Here is a 20,116-nt window from a genome sequence, read left to right on the forward strand (position 1 = left end):
GAATGAGGAATCGGCCACAGGCGTGGCGCCGCCGCCTGTCCGACGAGCCCGAAGTGAGCAGGTGCGAAGCGGCGGTCCAGCGTTACCGCGACGGGCCGTCGAGGTCGTCGTCTCCGACCCCGGGATCGGCTGTGGCATACCGGAATCGGGGCGCGGTAGAGGGAAGGGTTGCCGGGCGCCGAAGTTATTCGATGGCGAGCGCCGCCTCGGCCGGTCGGCCACGCGTCGCCCGCCACGCGGGCAGGAGCGTGGCTCCGAGCGTCACCAGAACGGTCAGCGCGACCGTCGACACGTAGATCCACGGGGACCCGGCGGGCAGCACCGAGCCGAGGCGCTTGAGGCTGACCGGCACCAGGATCCCGAGCACGGCAACAGTACCCAGCGCGATGCCGCCGACGGCCAGGATCGCCCCTCCAAGCCGGCCATCCGCAGCACCTGACCACGAGTCGAGCCCGCGAGCCGTTGCAGCCCGAACTCCCGCCGCCTCGCCGTCATGCTCGACGCCAGCGTGTTGATCACCGTGATCGCCGCGTACCCCGCGATCATGACCACCATGAGGTAGATCGCGAAGTTGGCGGTCGTCTTCTGGTCGTCGAACTCCCTGAGCAGGACGTCGCGGCCGGTCACTGTCAGACCGCTCTCGGCGGAGGTCACCGTGGTCAGGTCCGCCACCAACTGGCCGGGGTCGGTGTTCTCGTCGGCTTTGACCAGGATTCGCGTCGCGTGTCCCTCGGTGGTGTGAGCGGCCAGGGTGTCGGCGGGAAGCAACAGGGTGTCGTAACCGTCCGGGGCAGAGAACAGTGCCGCCACCCGCACGTCGAGGGTGGTGTTGTCTCCCATTCGCAGCGTGATCGTGCCGCCGACGTCCACGCCCAGCTTCTCGGCGTGCTGGTTCCCGATCGCGATCGTGTCACCGCGCAGGTCGGCGAGTTGGCCCGCGGTGACCTGGACCGGTGTGGTGGCGTCGGCGCCGCCCGCGGTGACGCCCTGGAGGGTCCAGCCCTCGTTCGTCGGCGAGCTGTCATCCGGCTTCTCGATGAAGCCGACGCTGTTGACGTACTCCGAGGCACCGGCGACGTGCGGCAAGTCGTTGATCTGTGCCACCAGGCCCGGGTCGAAACGGTCCTGAGTGGTCACCACGACGTCGGCGACCAGGTTGCCTGCGAAGTCCTGCCGATCGGCCTCGTCATTGGTCGTCTGCAGGTACAGCATGCCGGTCGACACCGCGGTCAGCAGGATTACCGGGCCCAGCACGGCCGCCATCCGGCCGCCACGGCCACGAGCGTTGAGCACGGCAAGCTGGCCGGTCACCCCACCCAGCGCGCGCACGGGCCACTGCACGATGAAGGTCGTGACCTTCGTCAGCACGGGTGCGAGCACGGCGAACCCGATGGCGAGCAGGATCACAGCGGGCGCGGCGGTGGCCGGTGTGAGTGGTCCACTCATCACGGCGATGGTCACGATGGTCATGGCGATTCCACCGCCCAGGGAAAACACCGCCAGCAGCGCGCGCCCGCGGCCGATCAGCCTGCCCTCGACAGAGACCTCCGCGAGCGCCTGGGTCGGCTTGACACGCGACGCCCTTCTACCGGCGCCCAGCGCACCGGCCAGAGCCGCGAGGATCGCCACCGCCATGGCGGCCACAGTGGGGATCCAGCCTTGCCGGAAGGCCAGGCCGTCCGCGGCGATCCCCCGCTTGGCCAGCCGGGCGAACACGAACTCGCCAAGCCACCGGCCCGGAAAGTAGGCCAGCGCGGTGGCGAACAGGGACAGCAGCAGCGTCTCACGGGAGATCAGCCTGCGCAGGTGACGAGGTGTCGCTCCCACGGCCCGCAGCAACGCCAGATCCCGCTGGCGCTGGGCGATCGACAGGGCGAGCATGGAGGCCACCCCGAAGATGGACACCAGGATCGCGAAGGCGGTGAAGACGCCGGCCAGGGCCATCACAGTGACGCCGCTCGCCTTGGCCTCGCGCAGTTCGGCCTGCCCCCGCTCGTCACCGACCAGGGTGACGGCTGCGCTGCTCAGCTTGGCGTCGATTCGCTCCTGGAGCTCGCTGACGTCCGCTCCCGGCTTGGCCACCACACCGATCGCGTCGACCGAACCCGGCGGCGGGGTCCCCTCGAAGACGAAGCTCTCGGTCTTCTGTACGCCAGGCAGCGCCGCGATCGTGTCCGCCAGTCCCGCGTCGATGTGGACCCGCTCGGGCAGGATCGGAGGTTCGTCGGGGTCGCCGCCGGAGTCGTGGTACTCCTGGTCGCCGGTGACGACGACATCGGCCGAGGCCAGCTGCTGCGGCGGAACAGCCGTGCGGATGCCGGTCTCGATCAGGCCGCCGCACGCCATCATGATGGCCGCCGCGAAGAACATGGCGAGAAAGGCCGCCACGAACATGCCCGCGCGGAACCGCAGGGTGCGCAGTGCGAGTTGCAGCATCAGCGCTGTCCTCCTCGGGTCGTCGCCTGCTGCGGACGGGGACCTTCGTTGGCGAAGGCGCCCAGGTGGGTCATCCGGTCGGCCACGGATTCGGCGGTCGGCGAGTGCAGTTCACCGGCCAGCCGCCCGTCGGCGAGGAACAGGACGCGATCGGCGTACGAGGCCGCGACCGGGTCGTGGGTCACCATCACGATCGTCTGACCGGCCGTCCGCGACGAATGCCGCAGCAGCGTGAGGATGTCCCGCGCGGTCCTGGTGTCCAGGGCGCCGGTCGGCTCGTCGGCGAAGATGACAGCGGGGTCGCTGATCAACGCCCTGGCGATGGCGACCCGCTGCTGCTGCCCGCCGGACAGCTCCGCCGGACGGTGGTTGCTCCGCTGGGCAAGGCCGACCTGGTCGAGGATCTGAGCAACCCGGCTTCGGTCCGGTGTGCGACCGGCCAGCCGCAGCGGCAACGTCACGTTCTGCCGCACGGTCAGGACTGGCAGCAGGTTGAAAGCCTGGAAGACGAAGCCGATCCGGTCTCGCCGCAGCTTCGTCAACTCGGTCTCGTTCATCTCGCTGAGCTCGTGCTCGTCGAGCAGAACCGAGCCGGACGTCGGCTGATCGAGCCCGGCCGCGCACTGCAGCAGGGTGCTCTTGCCGGAACCCGATGGCCCCATGATCGCCGTGAACGTCCCTCGGCCGAACCGCGTCGTCACTTCGTCCAGCGCCACCACCTGGTTGTCGCGCCTTCCGTAGAGTTTGCGGACGGCCGTCAGCCGAATCGCATCGGTGATGTCTCCGGTGTTCATCAACGTTTCTTCCTGCCGCTTCGCCGTCCGGCCGGTGCCGGACGATTCCGCCACCAACCCTGTCGTGCACCGTGGTGCCAGACATCGTTTGCCGGGACCGTCTTCGCCTGGTGCACACGGACCAGCCCGGCCCATTTCTGGTGCGGACGCACTACACGCGTGCGGGGCGGCCGTCCCCTACGCTGAACGTGTGTTGCGGGCTGGGCATCGATGACGAACAGGGGCAGGTCGCTCGCGCCGCCGGTCGAGTCGTGGTGGCGGGAGGGCACGGTCGTCGCGGTGGCGTTCGTGCTCTGCCTACTCGGCGGTGCGCTGCAGGTCGACGACACAGTGACGCCGCCGCCAGTGTCGGCCTACTTCCTCGCCGCGGTGTCGTCCGGGTTGCTTCTGGCGCGACACCGCGCGCCCGTGGCCACCGTGATCGCAACGACCGTGTGCGGCGTGCTTGTCGCGCCGATGGGTCTGCTGTCGACCCCGCTCATGGTGGCCCCGGTCGTCATCAGCGCCTACTCGCTCGCCATACGCGCCGAACGGCGAGTGGCACTCGCGGTCCTGCTCCCATCGGCGGTGCTGCTGATCGCCGTACTCCCCTTCTTCGAAGCCGACTTCTCGTGGGCGGACACCAGCAGGCTGGCGAGCGTGGCCGCGTCGCCGCTCGTGGCCGCCGTGATCGGTCGCTCGACGCGGCACCGGCGGGCCTACCTGGCGATCGTGGAGGAGCGGGCACGCCAAGCCGAGGAAAGCCGGGACGAGGAGGCACGCCGGAGGGTGGCCGGGGAACGGCTCCGCATCGCCCGCGAGTTGCACGACCTGGTGGCCCACCAGATCACCCTGGCCAACGCGCAGGCCACCGTCGCCGCCCACCTCTTCGACACCCGCCCGGAGCAGACCCGCACGAGCCTGGGCGCACTGGTCAGGACCACCCGCCACGCCCTCGACGAGCTGCGGGCCACGGTCGGCCTGCTGCGCCAGCCCGACGACACCTCCGCACTCACCGATCCGGCACCTGGGCTGTCGCAGATCCCCACGCTGCTGGAGACTTTCCGCCTCGCGGGCCTGGCGGTGTCGATGCACGAGGACGGCACCGCCAGACCGCTACCGCCGGCCACGGAACTCACCGCCTACCGCGTCATCCAAGAGGCCTTGACCAACGTGACCAAACACGCCGCCACCGGTAGCGCCGAGGTGCGCCTCGCCTGGAACCGCGACCACGTGACCATCACGGTCACCGACGACGGCCGGGGTTCCCGTAAGCCTCAGGAGCGCCCGGCCGGGTACGGTCTGATCGGAATGCGTGAACGAGCCACCGCGGTCGGCGGAACTCTCACCGCGGGCGTGCGCCCACAAGGGGGTTTCCTTGTCTCCGCACACCTTCCTCTTCCCGCCGCCGAGAACACAGCGCGGAGAACCGACGAAGCGACCGATGGCGAGGGGCGATGATCCACGACGCACCAGGCGACGGACCGAACACCGGCGAAGACGCCAGGGATGCCACTGCGCCGCTCCGGGTTCTCCTCGCCGACGATCAGGCGTTGCTACGCGGCGCTTTCCGCACTCTCCTCGACAGCGCCGACGACATCGCTGTGGTCGGCGAGGCGGGCGACGGCAGGGAGGCGGTGGCCCTGACCCGCAGGTTGCGCCCGGACGTGGTGATCACGGACATTCGGATGCCGGGCACGGACGGCCTCGCCGCCACCGTGGAGATTTGCGCCGACCCGGATCTGCGGGCCACCCGCGTACTGATCCTCACTACGTACGAGACCGACGAGTACATCGCGCAAGCCTTGCGCGCAGGAGCCAGCGGCTTCATCGGCAAGGGGATCGAGGCGCAAGACCTGCTCGACGCTGTGCGCACGATCGCCAACGGTGACACCCTTCTGTCCCCGGCGGCAACCCGCTCTCTGGTGGCCCGTTTCCTTGCCACGCCGGTCGACACGCCACCGCGCCATCCAGAACGACTCGCCGCGCTCACCCCGCGCGAACGCGAGATGGTCGCTCTCGTCGCGACCGGTCTGTCCAATCTGGAGATCGCCGATCGGATGTACCTCAGCCCCTTCACCGTCCGCGCCCACGTGCAGCGCGCCATGACCAAGCTGGACGCACGCGACCGCGCGCAACTCGTTGTCATCGCTTACCAGACCGGTCTGGTAAGCGCCGTTCCCAACGGCGACACCGACCAGCTGTGATCTACCTCGAAGCCACCCACCCCGAACGCGCCCTACCCGATCCCCCCTCAAGCCTGACGGTCGTACCCTCCAGGCAACCCGATCAACCGGGGAGGCACGCGTGCCGGAACAAAGTTCTACGACGACATCGGCACCGGACACTCTCTGGGACGGCGCACCGCCCCGCGATGGATGACAGCCATCCTCGCCGCGCCCGGCACCGCGCGGTCGACCGCCGACGTGCATCGGCACGTTGTAGCGCCGCTCGACCACTTGCGATGCGCCGCCGTCATCCGTCATGGGTTCCAGCTGCTACACGGTCTTTCCGTTTGCGGTTTCGCGAGAGGTGATCCGGTTCGTGCGACCGACCGCGCGGCCCACCGTGTTGCGTACCACGAGGCCTGGTCGGGTGCTGGGCATCATGAGTCTGGAGAGCAGGCCGACGCGTCGCTGCCGCGGTCGCACTTCGCGGCGGAGCCGCGACTCGTAGGTGGCGAAGGCGCGGGCGTGATCGCCGTGGTGGGAGGCGAGTTCTTCCGCGAGGGGTATACGCTCCTGCCATCGCCATGCTGGACCCGTCGCCCGGCAGGGCTGTGGCCGCCGCCGCGTCCCCGAGCAGTACGACCCGTCCGCGGGACCACGAGGGCATCCGGACGGTCGTCAGGGGGTCGAAGAACGGGGCTGGGTGGTCGAGGTACGCCGCCACGAGTTCCGGCGCCCGCCACCGCACGTCGGCGTACGTGTCGGCCACGGTTTGCTTGTGGAGAGCGATGTTTTTGCGGTCGTGGGGCGCCGGCCGTGCGGCCCGGAAGGTGAAGATCGCGAGCGGCGTGGTGTGCGAGGGGTGGATGACTAGATGACTGATTCCTAGATCCTTAGTGGTCGTAGGCGATCAGGGAGCGTTTGACTGGTGTGCCGGTTGCCCAGTTGTGCCATCCTCGACACGGGGCGTTCGACCGGGTCGCCGCGCTGGCCGCGCGTCTGTTGGGGTGCTGGTGGCGACGGTGGCGATCGTGGTTTCCCTTATCACAGCACCGACTCGACCATCCGGGTTGATCTCCAGGCGGCATTCCGATCCGAGGCCGGCGCGGGAAGTTGCCGGTTAGTGTGGGGGGCGTGGCGTTCGGTCTGCGGTTGCTGGTCGCGTTGTGCGCGGCGCCGCTGGTGGTTGCGGCGTTCGTTGGCGTCGCCTATCTGGCGCTACGTGTCCACCCGCTTTACCTCCTGCTTGGCCTGGTCTGCGTCGCACTGATGCTGATGGTGGGATGGCACATCCACCGCCACTTTCACGTCCAGAATCAAGGGCCAGGTGCCCAGTTGTGCGTCAGCGGCATCGTCTTCGTGGCTACGATCGCGGCTGCGTACGTGATGACGCTCAGCTCGGCTGCCCCACGGCACATGTGCACCGTGGTTGAGGCCCGCACCTGGCACCGACTCAGCCCTGGCGGTGAGGAGACCTACAACTACCGCCGCTTGGCCTGCGACGACGGTCGCACCGATTGGCTGGGCAACCAGATGGCGTCCCAGCGAGGAACTGACACCACCGACCAGTACGGCGGCATCCGACTGCGTGTGGCCTACGACCCGAACGGACAGCTGCCCTCCCTGGCCCTTGATGATCAAGTCTGGTGGGTGGTCGGGGCCGGCATTGGCATGGTCCTGGTGGTAGCGCTACATGTCGGGGTCGTCGTCGCCGATCAGCGTCGGCGGTGATCGGAGGACTCCGTGCGCGCAGGGCGATGGCGCGGATGCGGTGTTCGGGGTAGGAATGCGCACCAGTGCTGGTTGCGGGCTGCCGCTGGCAACTGGCATGAGGGGCGCTGCCTGCTATCCGCAGAAGGACAAGCACTGCGACACATCCGGCCTGGCCGCGTCGACGGCCACCTTCACGCTGTATGTCACCCAGTGGAAGGGCGACGAGGTCTGCCAGACGAACCGGGCTACCGGGGAAATCCGCGAGATGTCCTATGCGGTGCACCACATCACGTACCGCTGCACTTGCCCAACTTCGCCATCCGTGCTGACTGTGACCCGCGGTTCACTGCCTATGTCATGGTGCGGTGGGTAGACGGGATGGACGGCGCGGTACAAGGCGCAGCGGAAGGCCTGACCGACTCACGCGGATCTGCCTCACAGCACAACGCCAACATGAGCCACATTTTCGCGATCCCCTATAACAGCTGAACAGATCATCGCCCCGACTGACAGCTACGACATCACCAGCGAAACAGTTCTCGCTCCCAGTGTGCGCACTGCCTGGTCGACGAGCACGCCGGTCAAGCCCAGTACTCCTGAACGTGGCCTGTAGTGGGGTGCGGGCGTTCCAGCGTCGCTGTTGGTGAGGATGTCACGCAGCAGGTGAAGCCGCTGGGCGTGGGTCAGCGAGGCTGACTGCCCGTTAGGCAGAGGCAGGCTTCTTTTCTGCTACGCCAGCGTAAACGTGTGCGTTGATCTCCGGGTTGTCGGAGATGTCACCGGGTCCTTGCGGGTGCCACAGACCACAGCCGACGACACCCGGATCAACGATAGTGAATCCGTCGAATAGGCGGACGATCTGGTCGTGCGTGCGGGGCGTAAGCTGGTCGGTGCTGCGGGACTCGCGGATCATGTCGGTCGCGTCGGCGATCTGGTCCTGGCGTTGGTCCGCGGTGACGTGCGACAGCGCGAGGTAACTGCCGTCGGGTAGCGCGTCGCGGTAGTGGGCGATCAACGCCCAGGGGTCGTCTGAGTCGGGCAGCCAGTGCAGCATCATCACCATCAGCAGGGCGATCGGTTCGTCGAAGTTGAGCAGCCGACGGGCTTGTGAGCTGCCCAGAATACTGTCCGGGTCGCGCATGTCGGCCCGGAGGACTTCCGCGTTGTCGATGGCGGTCAGCATCAATTCACTGTGCGCCACCGCGATCGGGTCCTTGTCCACGTACAGCACGCGCGCTTCGGGGGCGATCTGGTGGGCCACGTCGTGCACGTTGCCGACGGTGGGAATGCCGGAGCCGATATCGAGGAACTGCCGGACGCCCTGGTCGAGCAGAAACCGCACCGCCCGGCCGAGGAAGGCCCGGTTGAGCCGGGCGATCTTGGCGGCACCGGGCATCAGCTTCTCCGCCTGCTCGGCCACGATCCGGTCCACGTCGAAATTGTGGGCGCCGCCGAGCAGGAAGTCATACGCCCGCGCCATGCTCGGCACCGAGGTGTCCACCTCGTCGGGCACCCAGTTCCTGGCCGGTGTGTCGCTCATATCCAACTCCTCCGCGTCCGCACCGCGACGATCCAGATTAATCGTGGCACCCCCCAGGCGGGATTACCCGATCGGGTACTCGCCCGGATAGTCGAAGGCCTCTACGGTAAGTCGTCGTCTCGTTGTCTGCGAGGGGCGGAAATCCGTGAATTCCACCGGCACACTGGAGGCATTGCCGATCGCGCCTGGTCGCTGGCCCGTGCTCGGCCACACCCCGTCGTTGCTGCGGAGACAGTTCAGGTTCACCTCGTCACTGGCGGGCCTGGGCGATGTGGTGAAGGTGTACCTCGGCCCGCTGCCGACCCACGTCGTCACCCGCGCTGACCTGGTGCATCAAGTTCTTGTCACGGATGGGAGAAAGTTCGACAAGGGCATCATGTTCGACCGGTTCCGGCCGTACTTCGGCAACGGGATCGCGATGTCCAACGGGAGCTTCCACGACAGCCAGCGCAGGCTGGTGCAGCCGGCGTTCCACGTCACACGCATCGCCCGATACACCGCGGTGATGTCGCAGGTAGCCCAGGCAACGGCCGAATCGTGGCAACCAGGGCAGGTGATCGCATTCGACGACGCGATGCAGGAGATGGCCGTGACGATCGTCGGACAGACCTTGTTCGCCACCCAGCTCGGTGGTGCGGCGATCGCCGAGGCACAGCGGTCGCTACCGGTCGTGATCAAGTACGGGATGGTCCGCGCGTTGTCGCCGGGTTTCGTCGCCCGGTTACCGATCCCGGCCAACCGGGCGTTCGACGACGCCATCAGCCGATTACGGCGGATTGTGCTGGACGTGATCGCCGAAGGCCGGGCGCAGCGGGCAGACCGCGGGGACGTGCTGTCGATGCTGCTGACAGCGGAGGACGCGGACACCGGTGAGGGCATGACCGACCAGCAGGTGTACGACGAAGTCGTGACGTTGCTGACCGGCGGTATCGAGACCACCGCGCTGGCGTTGTCCTGGATGTTTCATCAACTGGCCCGGCATCCCGAGGTCGAGCGACGCTGGCACGAGGAGATCGACGCCCTCGACGGGCGCCCGGTCACGCATGCGGACCTGCCGCAACTGGTGTACACCAACCACATCGCGCGAGAGATCCTACGGATGTACCCGATCTGGCTGCTGATGCGCCGCACGAACACCGACGTACGACTCGGCGATCTGACGATCCCGCCGCTGACCGAGGTGACCATCAGCCCGCACGCGTTGCACCACGATCCCCGCTATTTCCCCGATCCGGACCGATTCGACCCGGACCGCTGGAACCCTGCCCACGCCGCGCCGCCCCCGCCGGGCGCGTACATCCCGTTCGGCGACGGCGGCCGGAAATGCATCGGCAACCATTTCGCGCTCGCCGAGATCGCGGTCGCCGCCACGGCCATCGGCGCACGATGGCGCATGGTTCCCGTGCCCGACAAGACAGTCCGCGTCAAAGTGACCGGCGCGGCCTATCCGAGCCAGCTGCCGATGACCGTGGTGGCCCGCTAAACCGACCCGTTGCCCGTTGTGGAGGTAATCGCAGTGCGATCACGCCGTTTCCTCGCTTCGCTGACCAGTGCGCTGGTCGCGGCCACGATCGGTGTCCCCGTGACACCGGCCCAGGCAGCGGTGTCGTGCCACGAGCTGCGGCTACCGGTGACCCTGGCCGGGAACACCGAGCAGCTCTACGGCAAACTCTGCCGCCCGGCCCACGCCACCACCATCCAGGTCCTCGTGCCCGGCGCGTCCTACAACAGCGCCTACTGGGACTTCCCCTACACACCGGAGATCCGGTCCTACCGGCTGGCGATGAACAAAGCCGGGTACGCCACGCTGACCCTCGACCGGTTGGGTACCGGCCGCAGCAGCCGTCCCGCCAGTCTCGCGTTGACCTCGTTCACGCAGGCAGGCGTGGTCCACCAGGTGATCCAAGCGCTGCGAGCGGGCCGCAGCGGCGCACCGACGTTCGACAAGATCATCCTCGGTGGGCACTCGGTCGGCTCGGCCATCGCGATCATCGAGGCCGGCACCTACCAGGATGTCGACGGCGTACTGATCACCGGCCTCACCCACGGCATCAACGTCCTGGGCGCGGTACCGATCCTGACCTCACTGATCCCAGCCAGTCTCGACCCGAAATTCCGCTCCCATGGCTACGATCCCGGATACCTCACCACCCGCGCGGGCACCCGGTTCTCCGACTTCCACAGCCCCGGCGTCCGGGTACCCGGCGTCGGCGAGACCGACGAGCAGACCAAGGACGTCTTCGCCGCCGGTGAAGTGGTCGACACCGTGCTACTGGGTGCGCTCCTGCCATACTCCAGGAAAATCAAGGTTCCGGTCATGCTCGTCATGGGCAACGACCCGGCCTTCTGCGGCCTGCTCGCACCTGACTGCAGCACCCCGCAAACCCTGCTGCGCGCCGAATCCCCCTACTACGCACCGGAAGCCAAGCTGAAGACGTACGTGCTGCGCAGCTACGGGCACGCACTCAACTTCGCGCCTGACGCCCCGGACTACCACGCCGCTGTCGCGACCTGGACCGCCTCGGTCATCCGATAATGCGCCTGGCACTTAAAACCTCACCAACACGCCGCATCGCCAGCCGCGACAGACGAAACGTCGCTACCATCAACGACAAGGCCACCGGATCAGGGCTCGTGACAGCCTGTTCACCCCGGCGGCACGGCACTGCGGGCGCCGTCCTGTACGGCGACATCGAGTGCGGGTCTTGGGCGCTGTCTGCCAGCTGGACGAGATCGTCAGCTGTGTTTACGTGTTCGGCAAGGGCCTGCCAGGCGTATGCGGGAACAGCCTCGGCGCGGCGGGCTCGGATCTCGTGTTGAAGCAGATAGTCGGCTACTGCGTATCCGTGCACGTGTCGCCGATACGGACTGGTGATGGTGAGTAGAGGTGCCGTCGCTGCCTCGTGATCACGGATCTCTGTCAAGTCGGTCGACGCGGGCTCGAACCAGTCGTCGTCGGGCCGGGGTTCGCGCAGGTAGGCGCGCGCCGCATCTCTGAGCGGCTCAGCTGTGAGCCGCCCGCGCAGGCCGAGGCGTCGCGCGTCTATCGCGCCGGTGAGTATCGCGCGATTCTCCTGGTCCCGGGCGGCGTCCCAACGGCGAACCAGGCAGGGGGCGCCTGTCAGAGCCTGGGTCAGGCCGAAGTCGGCGGTGCCGTGGGCCTGAGCGATCCCGGGGTCGTGGACGCTAGGTGCCGCGGCATGGCTTCGTTCAAGAAACGCCACGTTCTCTTCTATGAGCGACACGGCTTCCGCGTCGCCGAACGGCTCGACCTCAAAGGTGGCCCGCCGGTGTGGTTAATGTGGCACAACCCGGCGTAGTCCCGGGAAGACCGACCTCGATGTCCTGTCCGGCTGAAGTTGGCAGAGAACAAGGCTCCGTCCTGCTGCCGCTGCGCGTGAACTTTGCGGATGCGTAGGCCGCTGACCTGCGGTCCGCAATGTAGGTGCGAACACAGCGCGGCTGATTTGTCGGGTTAACTTTGCGGATTCGCTGGAGGGTCGAGGTCTTGCTCGGGCTGGGTGAGTGCACTGGCTTGCATTCAGTAGGGCGCGTGGGCCTCGATATCCGCGGCGAGCTTCATCAGTGCCGTGGTCATCGCCGAGAAGCGGTACCCAAAGGAGGCAAGACTCCACTAAGTTCCGCACCATGTCGCTCCCACCCTGCGTCGTGTGCGGTGGATACGCGTTCGACACCCGCTACGGGTTCACGTCGACGTTTGACGAGGTTCAAGCCACCCAGGTGCTCCGAGCCCGAACTCCGCAACCGCCCCGCAACTTGGGTCCGAATCCAGAAGGTTCACGCGGAAGGGACACCTGCGGTCCCCAAGCTGGATCCGGACGGCTGCGGGTTGCGGTGTCCGGACCTAGTTGGCACATTCGGTGGGTTTGGGTCGGCTTTGGTTCCTCGAGCGTTGTCGCGGTGGTGTTATGTAGCGGCTCCATGGTTGCTCGTGTGGCAGGAACGGTCGTCCGCCGTCACGGTGTGACCACCTGCTGATAGAGGGCGACGAGGACGCCGTGGACGGCCTCGCCCTCACCGGCGTCCTCGGCCTCGTCCACGATCTTCTGCAGGGCCTGGGCCATCCGGGCGGCCACTTTCGGGGTGAGCCGGAGGTGGCGCAGCACCACGAGCGGTTCTTCGGCGGCGTGGCCGATCTCCTCGGCCACGCCGCCGAACATCGCCTGGGTGTGTTCGGGTGGCGAGCTGGTGTAGGACATGCGGCGGGCGGTGCGCTGGTAGTACTGCTCCGTCCCGCCGCGGACCTGCCGGGTCTCGACGACGCGGACGAGCCCGGCCTCGTGCAGCACCTTCAGGTGATGCCCGATGTTGCCCTTCCGCTCGCCTAGGGATACGGCCAACTGGCTGGTTGTCGCGGGTTCGCGGCCCAGCGCGAACAGGATCCGCTGGCGCAGCGGGTGCGAGAGCGCCTTGAACTGCTCGGGGCTGCCGATCTTCAGCCAGTCGTCCACACCGAAAGTGTCTAACTCTCTTGGCTTTCGCAAGACCGTTGTTTTACTCCCCGGCATGGACATCCCTTCGATCATCACCAGGACCCGCGCGCTGCTGGTCGAGCACTACGTCTTTCCCGACGTCGCCGCCAAGCTCGACGCCCACCTCGCTGCACGCGTCGACCACTACGCCACGGCTACGACGCCAGAGGAGCTGGCTCGACTCGTCACCGCGGACCTCCAGTCCGTCAACGGCGACCGGCACCTGCGGCTCAAGCACCACGACAACGAGGTGCCCGAGGGCGACGACGCGGCGTCCCGTCAGCACTACGCCAAGGAGTTCGACGAGAGCATGGGCGGCGTGCCGCTGCTGCGCCGACTCGACGGCGGCGTCGCGCACCTGGAACTGGCGCCGCTGTTGTTTCCGGTCGAGATGGTCGCGGAGTCGATCGCGGCGGCTTTCACGCTCGTCTCCCACGCACGGGCGCTGATCATCGACCTGCGGCGCAGCCGCGGCGGCGACCCGCACACCGTTGCGCTGGTTTGTAGCTACCTGCTGGACGAGCCGACGCACCTCAACACGCTCTACACCCGCGAGGACGAGTCGTACCACCAGTTCTGGAGCCTGCCGCACGTGCCGGGGACGCGGTTCGGCGGTGCCAAGCCGGTGTACGTGCTCACCAGCGGCACGACGTTCTCTGGCGCCGAAGAGCTGAGCTACGACCTCCAGCAGTTGGGTCGCGCCACCATCGTCGGTGAGACGACCGGCGGCGGCGCCCACCCGCGCCATGGCTTCACCGTCCACCCGCACCTGGAGGCGACCATTCCGACCGCCCGTGCGATCAACCCCGTGTCCGGCACCAACTGGGAACTCGTCGGCGTCGTTCCCGACATCGACATCCCGGCCGACGAGGCGCTCGATCGCGCACACCGTGAAGCGCTGGTCAAACTGGGACAGGACTAGCATTCGCGGGCCGGCAGATACGCCTGCGGGACTTCTCGCCCGTGTGCCGCCGGATTCGCGGAGCATCCGGACGGGAACCGGAATTCCGGCTTCCAGCACGGACAACGGCGGGACTCCGGCGATCTCGTAGCGCCAGCCCAACGCCTCGCATGCTTCAGTGTGGGCGACGAACGCGACCTGGTCACGCGGTTGATCCGGTCGGCACGGACGTCGAGCACCTGCGCGGACCCGTCCACCGGGCGAGCAAAGTAGTCCGGAGCGTGGGCGCGCGCCTTGCCTCCCGCCCCAGTCCACCAGCGACCAACAGGTCGACACGGGACATACGCGCATCGCGAGCAATGACGTCAGAACCGCCTCAGCGGATGAACAATCAGGCATTCCCCCCCCGGATGGGGTCGCTCACCAGGAACCCGAACGTGGGAATGCAAGTGTCCGATGATGATCACGCCCCAAGATCCCGTGACCGGGTGCTCCCAGCAGCGGCCGATCGCCGTCGGAGATTCTCGTTGCTGATTGAGGCAGATCAGTTCTTCCCTTCGCGGACATCCTCCCCCTGTTCGGCGAACGCCTTGAAATCCTGCATGTGCTGCTGCGACTGCTTGTGGAAAGCGCCGGGCATGAGCAGCCCCACCAGTCGCATCAGCAGGCCGCTGAACCGGTATTCACTCTCGCTCTCCCAGAGCGTCGTCTCCGGATTGGATTCGGTCAGCCGATCGCGCACGACGCTCCACATGCCCGCGCCGACGATCTCCCGATCGAAGTGAACAACGGTCCCTTTGTGGATCTCGCGCAGGTCTGCCGGATCCCGGCGCGTGACCGTTTCGGTGCACTCGATCTTCCGCTTCCCCGACTGCATCACGACCCGCGACTTGGTACCGAGCTGCCCGTGTATTCCATTCACCGGCTCGTGCAGCACCAGGCCCCGCAGCCACTTCGGTAGGTGTGCCGGGTCGGCGAGCAGCTGGGCCACCCGCTCCCGCGGCAGGGCGATCTCGATCGAGTTGGTGTACTTCATGACGCGCATTCCTTCTGGGTGTAGCTACAACATGCTGTGCGCTGCTCGTCCTGCTCTTCGACGGAGGGGTCTGACACCCGTCTCGCGATTGCCAACTCTCATCGGCGGTGCGGGCCCCAGGGATGCCGGTCAGCCCACCGCAGCGGGGATGTCAGGTCGGGTCGGGTGCGTAGAACGTGGTGGTGGCCTCGACCGCGGCCGCGACGTGCTCCGGTTCGCCACCGGCGGCCAGGTGTGCCTCGCCCCAGGCCGCGGCACTGCGCCGGATGAACTCGCGCCCTTCAGGCGACTTCTGGATCTCCTCGTGGTCGGCGGTCTGGCCACCGGCCAACAGCTGGGCCAGGGAGAGGAGATGCAGGTCCCAGCCGACGCCGCCGGCACCGGGGCCGTAGGTCGGGAAGAGGGGCTCCTCGACGACCGCCGCGTGGATCAGTTCGAACTCGGTGTCGCCGGTCGGGCCCGGGGCCAGGCGCACTTCCACCTCGCTCGTGCCGGGCCAGGCGTCGGCGTCCGGCCCGTAGAGCCAGGACACTTTGAGCAGACGCGGCGGCTCGCACCGGAGGATCTCGCCGTGCTCACCGCCGTCCAACTCGAACTTCCCGCCAAGCCGCAGATCCCCGGTGACCGGTTTCAACCAGCGATGCAGCCGCTCGGGGTTGGTGATGGCGTGCCAGACGTCCTCGATCTGCGCGTCGTACCGACGCCGCACCTCGATGGTGTACGCGTCACCGGCGGGCACGCTGCCCTTGCCCATCGCTCGGCGCGCGGCGGCCAGTTCGTCCAGTACGTCTTTCATGTCATGGTCCCTTTGCTGATGGATCGGTCTTGTCCGCATCGGTGCCGGACGCGGCCGGTCGGGTGGGCTCCCTGCCAGCCGGAGTCCGAGCTGCACGCCTGCCCCGGACCAGCTCGGTTTCCAGGGCGTCGAGGCGTTGTTCCCACAATCGGCGAAACCGGTCCAACCACACGTCAACCTCGCTCAGCGGCGCGGGATCGACGGCGTAGAACCGACGAGCGCCCTCAGCCCGCACCGACAGGAACCCGCTGTCACGCAGCACACGCAGATGCTGCGAGACACCCGGCTGGGAGAGCCCGAACTCTGCCCGGATCACATCCGTGATCGCGCCAGAGGTCTGCTCACCGTCGGCGAGCAGCTCCAGAACGCGCCGGCGCACCGGCTCGCCGAGGATGTCGAACGCGTGCACGAACACAGATCATACCAGCCTACACTTATATAAGCCAGAGCTGGTATCCTGGCGCCACGTTCGGTTTAGAGGTCGTCGGCGAGCGCGCGCACTTCGACCGTGCGGTGACCCGGACGTCATCCCGCGGCGACTCGCACCGGGAACGCCGCCCCCGTTCCCGTCAAGATCGCCGGGCAACCCGCACGTCGACCAGTGAGCACCGCCGTGCACGGCCGCGAAAGGCGGCTCGCGTCCGGGCTTGACCCGCAACAACTAGCGGAGGCCTTGCTCCTGTCAGCCGGTCAAGGTCTTGCCGCGCACCGGAAATCGCTGACCGTCCGATGAGGACAGCGTGTCGGAGCCGAACCCCGCGGCCAGCGGCAGCGTGCCGTGGTAGCCGATGATCGCCAGGTTCACCGTGCGCAGCGTCTCCTCCCGCACGTACCACTCCGCGGTACACGACAAGATGTCGTAGGAGATCCCGCGCGCGCCGGCCATCCGCGTGAGCCCGAGGTTGGTGGAGTGGCTGATCAGCACCGCGATCAGGTTGCGCTTCAGCTCCGGGCTGCGGGACCGCTCGCCACCGGCGTGGGTGACGCAGGCCAGGAACCCGGTGCGCTTGTCCAGTTCGATCAGCAGCGGCACGATCGGCGCGAACGGCCCCCAAGCATCCTCGGCACTGGTAGAACAACGAGATAAAGCTGAACTCGAAATTTCAGCGCGACACACTGGATCAGTTCGCTCTTTCTTGGCACGTGCGTGTAGCACGGGTGTCGGCCAACGAAGATCGCCGCAGCGACGATCTCGTTCACGCCCAGACCCTGTTTGGGGCTGGGCTGACCCGCGACCCGGCAGCGTCGCGCTTGCGCCAGAGCAACGCCATACTGCGCTTCACGTCGCCTTGGCCAGTGTAAACGGCGTAAACATTCACACGGCCGGTCAGCGGGTCACTTTTCCGGGATGGTGACCGCGATCTTGGCCTCGCCGCTGGAGGGACGGTTGACCCAGTTGCCGGTGCTGACCTGACAGCGCATCTGGGTGGGCGCAACGATCAGCGTGGCACCCTTGATGGTGGCGGGTACCTCGAAGGACACCGTGAAAGACTCTTCAGCGATGAACGACTCGCTGGGCATCTTCGACGACGCCTCGTTTGGCGTGTACGTCGCGCCGGTGTCGTCGGTCAGCTTGTGCCCGGAGATCGGCGTAACGCAGAAGATGCCGCGTGGGGTGGTGACTGAGGCGCCGACGAACGTCAGCCACGCCTTCTCCGGGCTGGACGGGACGCTGCTGTTCACGCCGTTGAAGTAGCTGAAGTTGACTTCCTTGACCGTGACAGTCTGCTGTGACGGCGCGCGGTCTGCCGTCGGGGTGACGTTGAAGCTCGCCGGTTGCAGAGCCTCCTGCTTGAGGACCGTGCCCTCGGTCGGTCGGTACAGCGCCTTGGGTCGGTCGTTGCCGGGTTTGCCTTCGAGCAGGTCGATCGTCTGGGTCAAGCCAGGGGCTTTCAGTTGCAGGCCGACCGTGCGACGCTCCTCCGGCACGGCGACGATGTAGCTCGCTGTCGCCGGGCCAGAACTGGACTCGCTGGTGAGGAAGTCGCTCAGCGTGCGCTGGGTCCCGTCCACCGAGACGCTGAAGGCCAACTGCGAGAGGTTCTTGTTCTCGACGTTCTTGTCGACCGTGGTCGACGTGCGGAACGCGATCAGAGTGGACTTCTCCGGCGCTCGGTAACTCTGGCCGGTGGTGTCGTCGACCTGCTCGGCCGTGCCGAATTCGAGGAGCTTGAGGGCGACGCCAGGACCGCGCACCTCGGCGTCCGTGACCGGCTGCATCCGGGTACCACCCAGGTCGGTCACCTTCTGTACATCACCGTTGGCCAGCGTCTTGCCGTTGAACGGCGGCCGGCTGGTCGTTGTGGAGTTCGGCGGGGCACTGTCCCCACCCGAATCACTCGAACAGGCACTCAGCGACGCGGCCGCGACGACGGCACACACCGCTGCCTGGACTCCCCATCGAGGCATGGCATAGCCCCTTTCAACGTGGTTCACGAATGATGAAGCTGTATGTTCGGACGAACCCGGTGGCGCACAGGCTCCCACGAATGGCTCGTCTAGGCTCGTCCAGGTGGAGGAGATGGCCCGGTGGCATCCGGTGCACGTGCTCGGCTCAGGCGCGTTCGGGCAGGTGTACCTGGCGTGGGACACAGCTGACCAGCGGTACGTGGCGGTCAAGCATTTCACCGGCCACGACGAGTTGGACCTGCTGCGGTTCGTGATCGAGTCGCGGATCCGGGTAAACCACCCGCACCTCGTACGCACAGTGGCGTTCCGTCTGGTGGACGACGAGGCTTGGCTGGTGACCGAATTGGCGCGAGGCGGGTCGCTGCGGCCGCTGCTCAACCGTGGCCCGCAACCTCTTGGATGGGTGGTCGAGGTCATAGACCAGACCCTCGACGCGTTGGGTGCGCTGCACGCGTCCGGGGTCGTGCACCGGGACGTGAAGCCGGCGAACATCCTGCTGCGCGACCCCGGCACGAGCGCGCCGTACGCACTGGTCGGCGATTTCGGCATCGCCGCGTGGCGCACCGTGTCGATGACCGGGGTCGGCGCCGCGATCGGCACGCTTGGCTACCTCGCGCCGGAGTACCTCAACGGCACCCAGCCCTCGCCGCAGACCGACCTGTTCGCCGTCGGCGTTTTGGCGGCTGAACTGCTGGGCGGGCGGCGGCTGATCCACCAGAGCAATTCCACACCGGACCTACCTGGCAACTGGCACGACGACTTGGTCCCACTGCTGGACGGCATCCCTGGGCACCTCACGAACGTGCTGCGGCGCATGGCCGCCCCAGATCCGTCCCGCCGGTACGCGGATTGCGCCGCCGCCCTCGAAGCGTTGCGGTACGCCTCCCCGTCATCGACCCGGCAGGACCTGACTTCTGTTGAGGCGGCGGACCTGCTCGTGTCGGTGCCAGCGCCGCCTGCTGTCCCAGTTCCCGCCCCGACTCAGCCCGTCAACAAACCCATCCCCACCCCACTACCGGCGCCCACCCCGCCACCCGCGCGCCGGAAACGCCGGTTCCCGTGGATAGTCGTGTCCGGCGCGACCGTCTTGACCGCTGCCACCGTCGGCCTGATCCTCCTGCTCGGCAACGAGAAGTCCCCGTCGAACGGCCCGACTTCCTGGCCCGGTAAGCAGACCAACGCCCCCGCCGTGGCATGGACCCCTCAGCCGCTGGAAACGTGCAGCCGCGTGGACATTGGTCGGCTGAGGCAGAACAACACCCAGCGCTGCCAACGGACTTCCGGCACCACCCTGTCCTGGGTCATCGCACCTGTAGGCGGCTTCCCCGCTCCGTCCAATCCGGCCGGTCCGTTCGCGGGCGAGCCGTGCACCCCGGAAGGCAGCCAGGACTACAGCCCGACCGGCGCTCGCCTCACTTGCCGGGCCAAGAGCTGGCAGGGGTAGCGGCGCTGCGCCGTACCGTCCGGACTGGGCATCCAAGGCGCCGCTGGCGTCTGTCAGCAGAGTGGTGGTGGCTCATCAGCGGGCACAGTATTGAGTCAACGCGATCAACGTGAGTAACGCGAGAGGCTGGGAATCGATGGGATGCGTGCGCGAAACCTGTAGATCGTGACTGCGCTCTGGTCACATGGACTCAACTGCTCCTGAAGCCACTTCGGCACGCTGCTTTGGCGTGGTGACCTCTTGACCCGTCAGCTACCTGCGACGGTCAGGTAGATCAACGCCAGGTTCAACGCGATCACCAGTGCGGTGATCACCCAGGCCAGCACGGTCGTGACCCGGTGGTTGACGTTCTTGCCCATCAACCCGCGAGCGGACGTCAGCCGTACCAACGGGATCAGTGCGAACGG

17 protein-coding genes are annotated in these 20,116 nt (G+C 67.3%); 7 read left to right on the forward strand and 10 right to left on the reverse strand.

Going from position 1 to position 20,116, the window contains the following annotated elements; translation table 11 throughout:
• Positions 1 to 273 precede the first annotated feature (273 nt).
• Together ALI144C_RS02050 and ALI144C_RS02055 are read right to left on the reverse strand one after the other, a co-directional pair.
• Positions 274 to 2,436, reverse strand: a complete 2,163-nt coding sequence (locus ALI144C_RS02050) for an ABC transporter permease (RefSeq protein ID WP_168211144.1) — start codon at positions 2,434 to 2,436, stop codon at positions 274 to 276.
• Positions 2,436 to 3,230 (reverse strand): ABC transporter ATP-binding protein, encoded by a 795-nt coding sequence (locus ALI144C_RS02055; RefSeq protein ID WP_076985283.1) that lies wholly within the window; start codon positions 3,228 to 3,230, stop codon positions 2,436 to 2,438. Before ALI144C_RS02055 ends, ALI144C_RS02050 begins: the two co-directional genes overlap by 1 nt.
• A gap of 210 nt (positions 3,231 to 3,440) precedes the next feature.
• Here ALI144C_RS02055 and ALI144C_RS02060 point away from each other — a divergent pair, with 210 nt between their 5' ends.
• The 3 genes from ALI144C_RS02060 to ALI144C_RS02075 all read left to right on the forward strand — a co-directional run bounded on the left by ALI144C_RS02060 (position 3,441) and on the right by ALI144C_RS02075 (position 7,108).
• Positions 3,441 to 4,670: a sensor histidine kinase gene (locus ALI144C_RS02060; protein ID WP_076985262.1), complete on the forward strand. Its 1,230-nt coding sequence runs from the start codon at positions 3,441 to 3,443 to the stop codon at positions 4,668 to 4,670.
• Entirely contained in the window at positions 4,667 to 5,416 is a 750-nt protein-coding gene (locus tag ALI144C_RS02065; protein WP_083752630.1) for a response regulator transcription factor, read from the forward strand. Before ALI144C_RS02060 ends, ALI144C_RS02065 begins: the two co-directional genes overlap by 4 nt.
• A 1,095-nt stretch (positions 5,417 to 6,511) precedes the next feature.
• Positions 6,512 to 7,108 carry a hypothetical protein gene (locus ALI144C_RS02075; protein ID WP_076985263.1) on the forward strand — a complete coding sequence of 199 codons (597 nt, stop codon included), beginning with the start codon at positions 6,512 to 6,514 and terminating at the stop codon, positions 7,106 to 7,108.
• Positions 7,109 to 7,793: 685 nt separating this feature from the next.
• Here the strand turns inward: ALI144C_RS02075 and ALI144C_RS02080 are convergent.
• Positions 7,794 to 8,603 (reverse strand): SAM-dependent methyltransferase, encoded by an 810-nt coding sequence (locus tag ALI144C_RS02080; protein WP_441297523.1) that lies wholly within the window; start codon positions 8,601 to 8,603, stop codon positions 7,794 to 7,796.
• Positions 8,604 to 8,775: 172 nt separating this feature from the next.
• Between ALI144C_RS02080 and ALI144C_RS02085 the strand changes: the two genes are divergently transcribed.
• Together ALI144C_RS02085 and ALI144C_RS02090 are read left to right on the forward strand one after the other, a co-directional pair.
• Positions 8,776 to 10,113 carry a cytochrome P450 gene (locus tag ALI144C_RS02085; protein WP_237773916.1) on the forward strand — a complete coding sequence of 446 codons (1,338 nt, stop codon included), beginning with the start codon at positions 8,776 to 8,778 and terminating at the stop codon, positions 10,111 to 10,113.
• Positions 10,114 to 10,146: 33 nt separating this feature from the next.
• The gene (locus ALI144C_RS02090; protein WP_237773917.1) at positions 10,147 to 11,166 is read left to right on the forward strand and encodes an alpha/beta hydrolase; all 1,020 of its coding nucleotides are present in this window, start codon (positions 10,147 to 10,149) and stop codon (positions 11,164 to 11,166) included.
• Here ALI144C_RS02090 and ALI144C_RS02095 read toward each other — a convergent pair.
• Together ALI144C_RS02095 and ALI144C_RS02100 are read right to left on the reverse strand one after the other, a co-directional pair.
• A complete protein-coding gene (locus ALI144C_RS02095; RefSeq protein ID WP_076985266.1) occupies positions 11,156 to 11,875 on the reverse strand; it encodes a hypothetical protein in 720 nt (239 codons plus the stop codon). The two genes, ALI144C_RS02090 and ALI144C_RS02095, sit on opposite strands and share 11 nt — an antisense overlap.
• A gap of 732 nt (positions 11,876 to 12,607) precedes the next feature.
• On the reverse strand, positions 12,608 to 13,102 hold the full coding sequence (locus ALI144C_RS02100) for an ArsR/SmtB family transcription factor (RefSeq protein ID WP_076985267.1): 495 nt from the start codon (positions 13,100 to 13,102) through the stop codon (positions 12,608 to 12,610).
• 55 nt (positions 13,103 to 13,157) lie between these two features.
• Here ALI144C_RS02100 and ALI144C_RS02105 point away from each other — a divergent pair, with 55 nt between their 5' ends.
• On the forward strand, positions 13,158 to 14,045 hold the full coding sequence (locus tag ALI144C_RS02105) for a S41 family peptidase (RefSeq protein ID WP_076985268.1): 888 nt from the start codon (positions 13,158 to 13,160) through the stop codon (positions 14,043 to 14,045).
• A 523-nt stretch (positions 14,046 to 14,568) separates the two neighbouring features.
• On the opposite strand, the gene ALI144C_RS02110 is transcribed toward ALI144C_RS02105, so the two are convergent.
• The 5 genes from ALI144C_RS02110 to ALI144C_RS02130 all read right to left on the reverse strand — a co-directional run bounded on the left by ALI144C_RS02110 (position 14,569) and on the right by ALI144C_RS02130 (position 18,265).
• A complete protein-coding gene (locus ALI144C_RS02110; protein WP_076985269.1) occupies positions 14,569 to 15,060 on the reverse strand; it encodes an SRPBCC family protein in 492 nt (163 codons plus the stop codon).
• Positions 15,061 to 15,211: 151 nt separating this feature from the next.
• Positions 15,212 to 15,856, reverse strand: a complete 645-nt coding sequence (locus tag ALI144C_RS02115) for an SRPBCC domain-containing protein (protein WP_076985270.1) — start codon at positions 15,854 to 15,856, stop codon at positions 15,212 to 15,214.
• A 1-nt stretch (position 15,857) separates the two neighbouring features.
• Positions 15,858 to 16,265, reverse strand: a complete 408-nt coding sequence (locus ALI144C_RS02120) for an ArsR/SmtB family transcription factor (protein WP_076985286.1) — start codon at positions 16,263 to 16,265, stop codon at positions 15,858 to 15,860.
• Between the two features lie 273 nt (positions 16,266 to 16,538).
• Entirely contained in the window at positions 16,539 to 16,889 is a 351-nt protein-coding gene (locus ALI144C_RS02125; RefSeq protein ID WP_237773918.1) for a transposase, read from the reverse strand.
• Positions 16,890 to 17,191: 302 nt separating this feature from the next.
• Positions 17,192 to 18,265, reverse strand: coding sequence for a hypothetical protein (locus tag ALI144C_RS02130; RefSeq protein WP_143230333.1), 1,074 nt, complete (start codon positions 18,263 to 18,265; stop codon positions 17,192 to 17,194).
• 112 nt (positions 18,266 to 18,377) lie between these two features.
• Here ALI144C_RS02130 and ALI144C_RS02135 point away from each other — a divergent pair, with 112 nt between their 5' ends.
• Positions 18,378 to 19,709, forward strand: a complete 1,332-nt coding sequence (locus tag ALI144C_RS02135; RefSeq protein WP_237773920.1) for a serine/threonine-protein kinase — start codon at positions 18,378 to 18,380, stop codon at positions 19,707 to 19,709.
• Positions 19,710 to 20,116 lie beyond the last annotated feature (407 nt).

Origin of the sequence: Actinosynnema sp. ALI-1.44 (assembly GCF_001984155.1) — a bacterium.
Taxonomy (GTDB): Bacteria; Actinomycetota; Actinomycetes; order Mycobacteriales; family Pseudonocardiaceae; genus Kibdelosporangium.

Bases quoted from the DNA above. Each gene is read 5' to 3' on its own strand.
- ALI144C_RS02050 (WP_168211144.1), bottom strand. From the start codon at position 2,436: ATGCTGCAACTCGCACTGCGCACCCTGCGGTTCCGCGCGGGCATGTTC.
- ALI144C_RS02055 (WP_076985283.1), bottom strand. From the start codon at position 3,230: ATGAACACCGGAGACATCACCGATGCGATTCGGCTGACGGCCGTCCGC.
- ALI144C_RS02060 (WP_076985262.1), top strand. From the start codon at position 3,441: ATGACGAACAGGGGCAGGTCGCTCGCGCCGCCGGTCGAGTCGTGGTGG.
- ALI144C_RS02065 (WP_083752630.1), top strand. From the start codon at position 4,667: ATGATCCACGACGCACCAGGCGACGGACCGAACACCGGCGAAGACGCC.
- ALI144C_RS02105 (WP_076985268.1), top strand. From the start codon at position 13,158: ATGGACATCCCTTCGATCATCACCAGGACCCGCGCGCTGCTGGTCGAG.
- ALI144C_RS02110 (WP_076985269.1), bottom strand. From the start codon at position 15,060: ATGAAGTACACCAACTCGATCGAGATCGCCCTGCCGCGGGAGCGGGTG.
- ALI144C_RS02115 (WP_076985270.1), bottom strand. From the start codon at position 15,856: ATGAAAGACGTACTGGACGAACTGGCCGCCGCGCGCCGAGCGATGGGC.
- ALI144C_RS02130 (WP_143230333.1), bottom strand. From the start codon at position 18,265: ATGCCTCGATGGGGAGTCCAGGCAGCGGTGTGTGCCGTCGTCGCGGCC.
- ALI144C_RS02135 (WP_237773920.1), top strand. From the start codon at position 18,378: ATGGCCCGGTGGCATCCGGTGCACGTGCTCGGCTCAGGCGCGTTCGGG.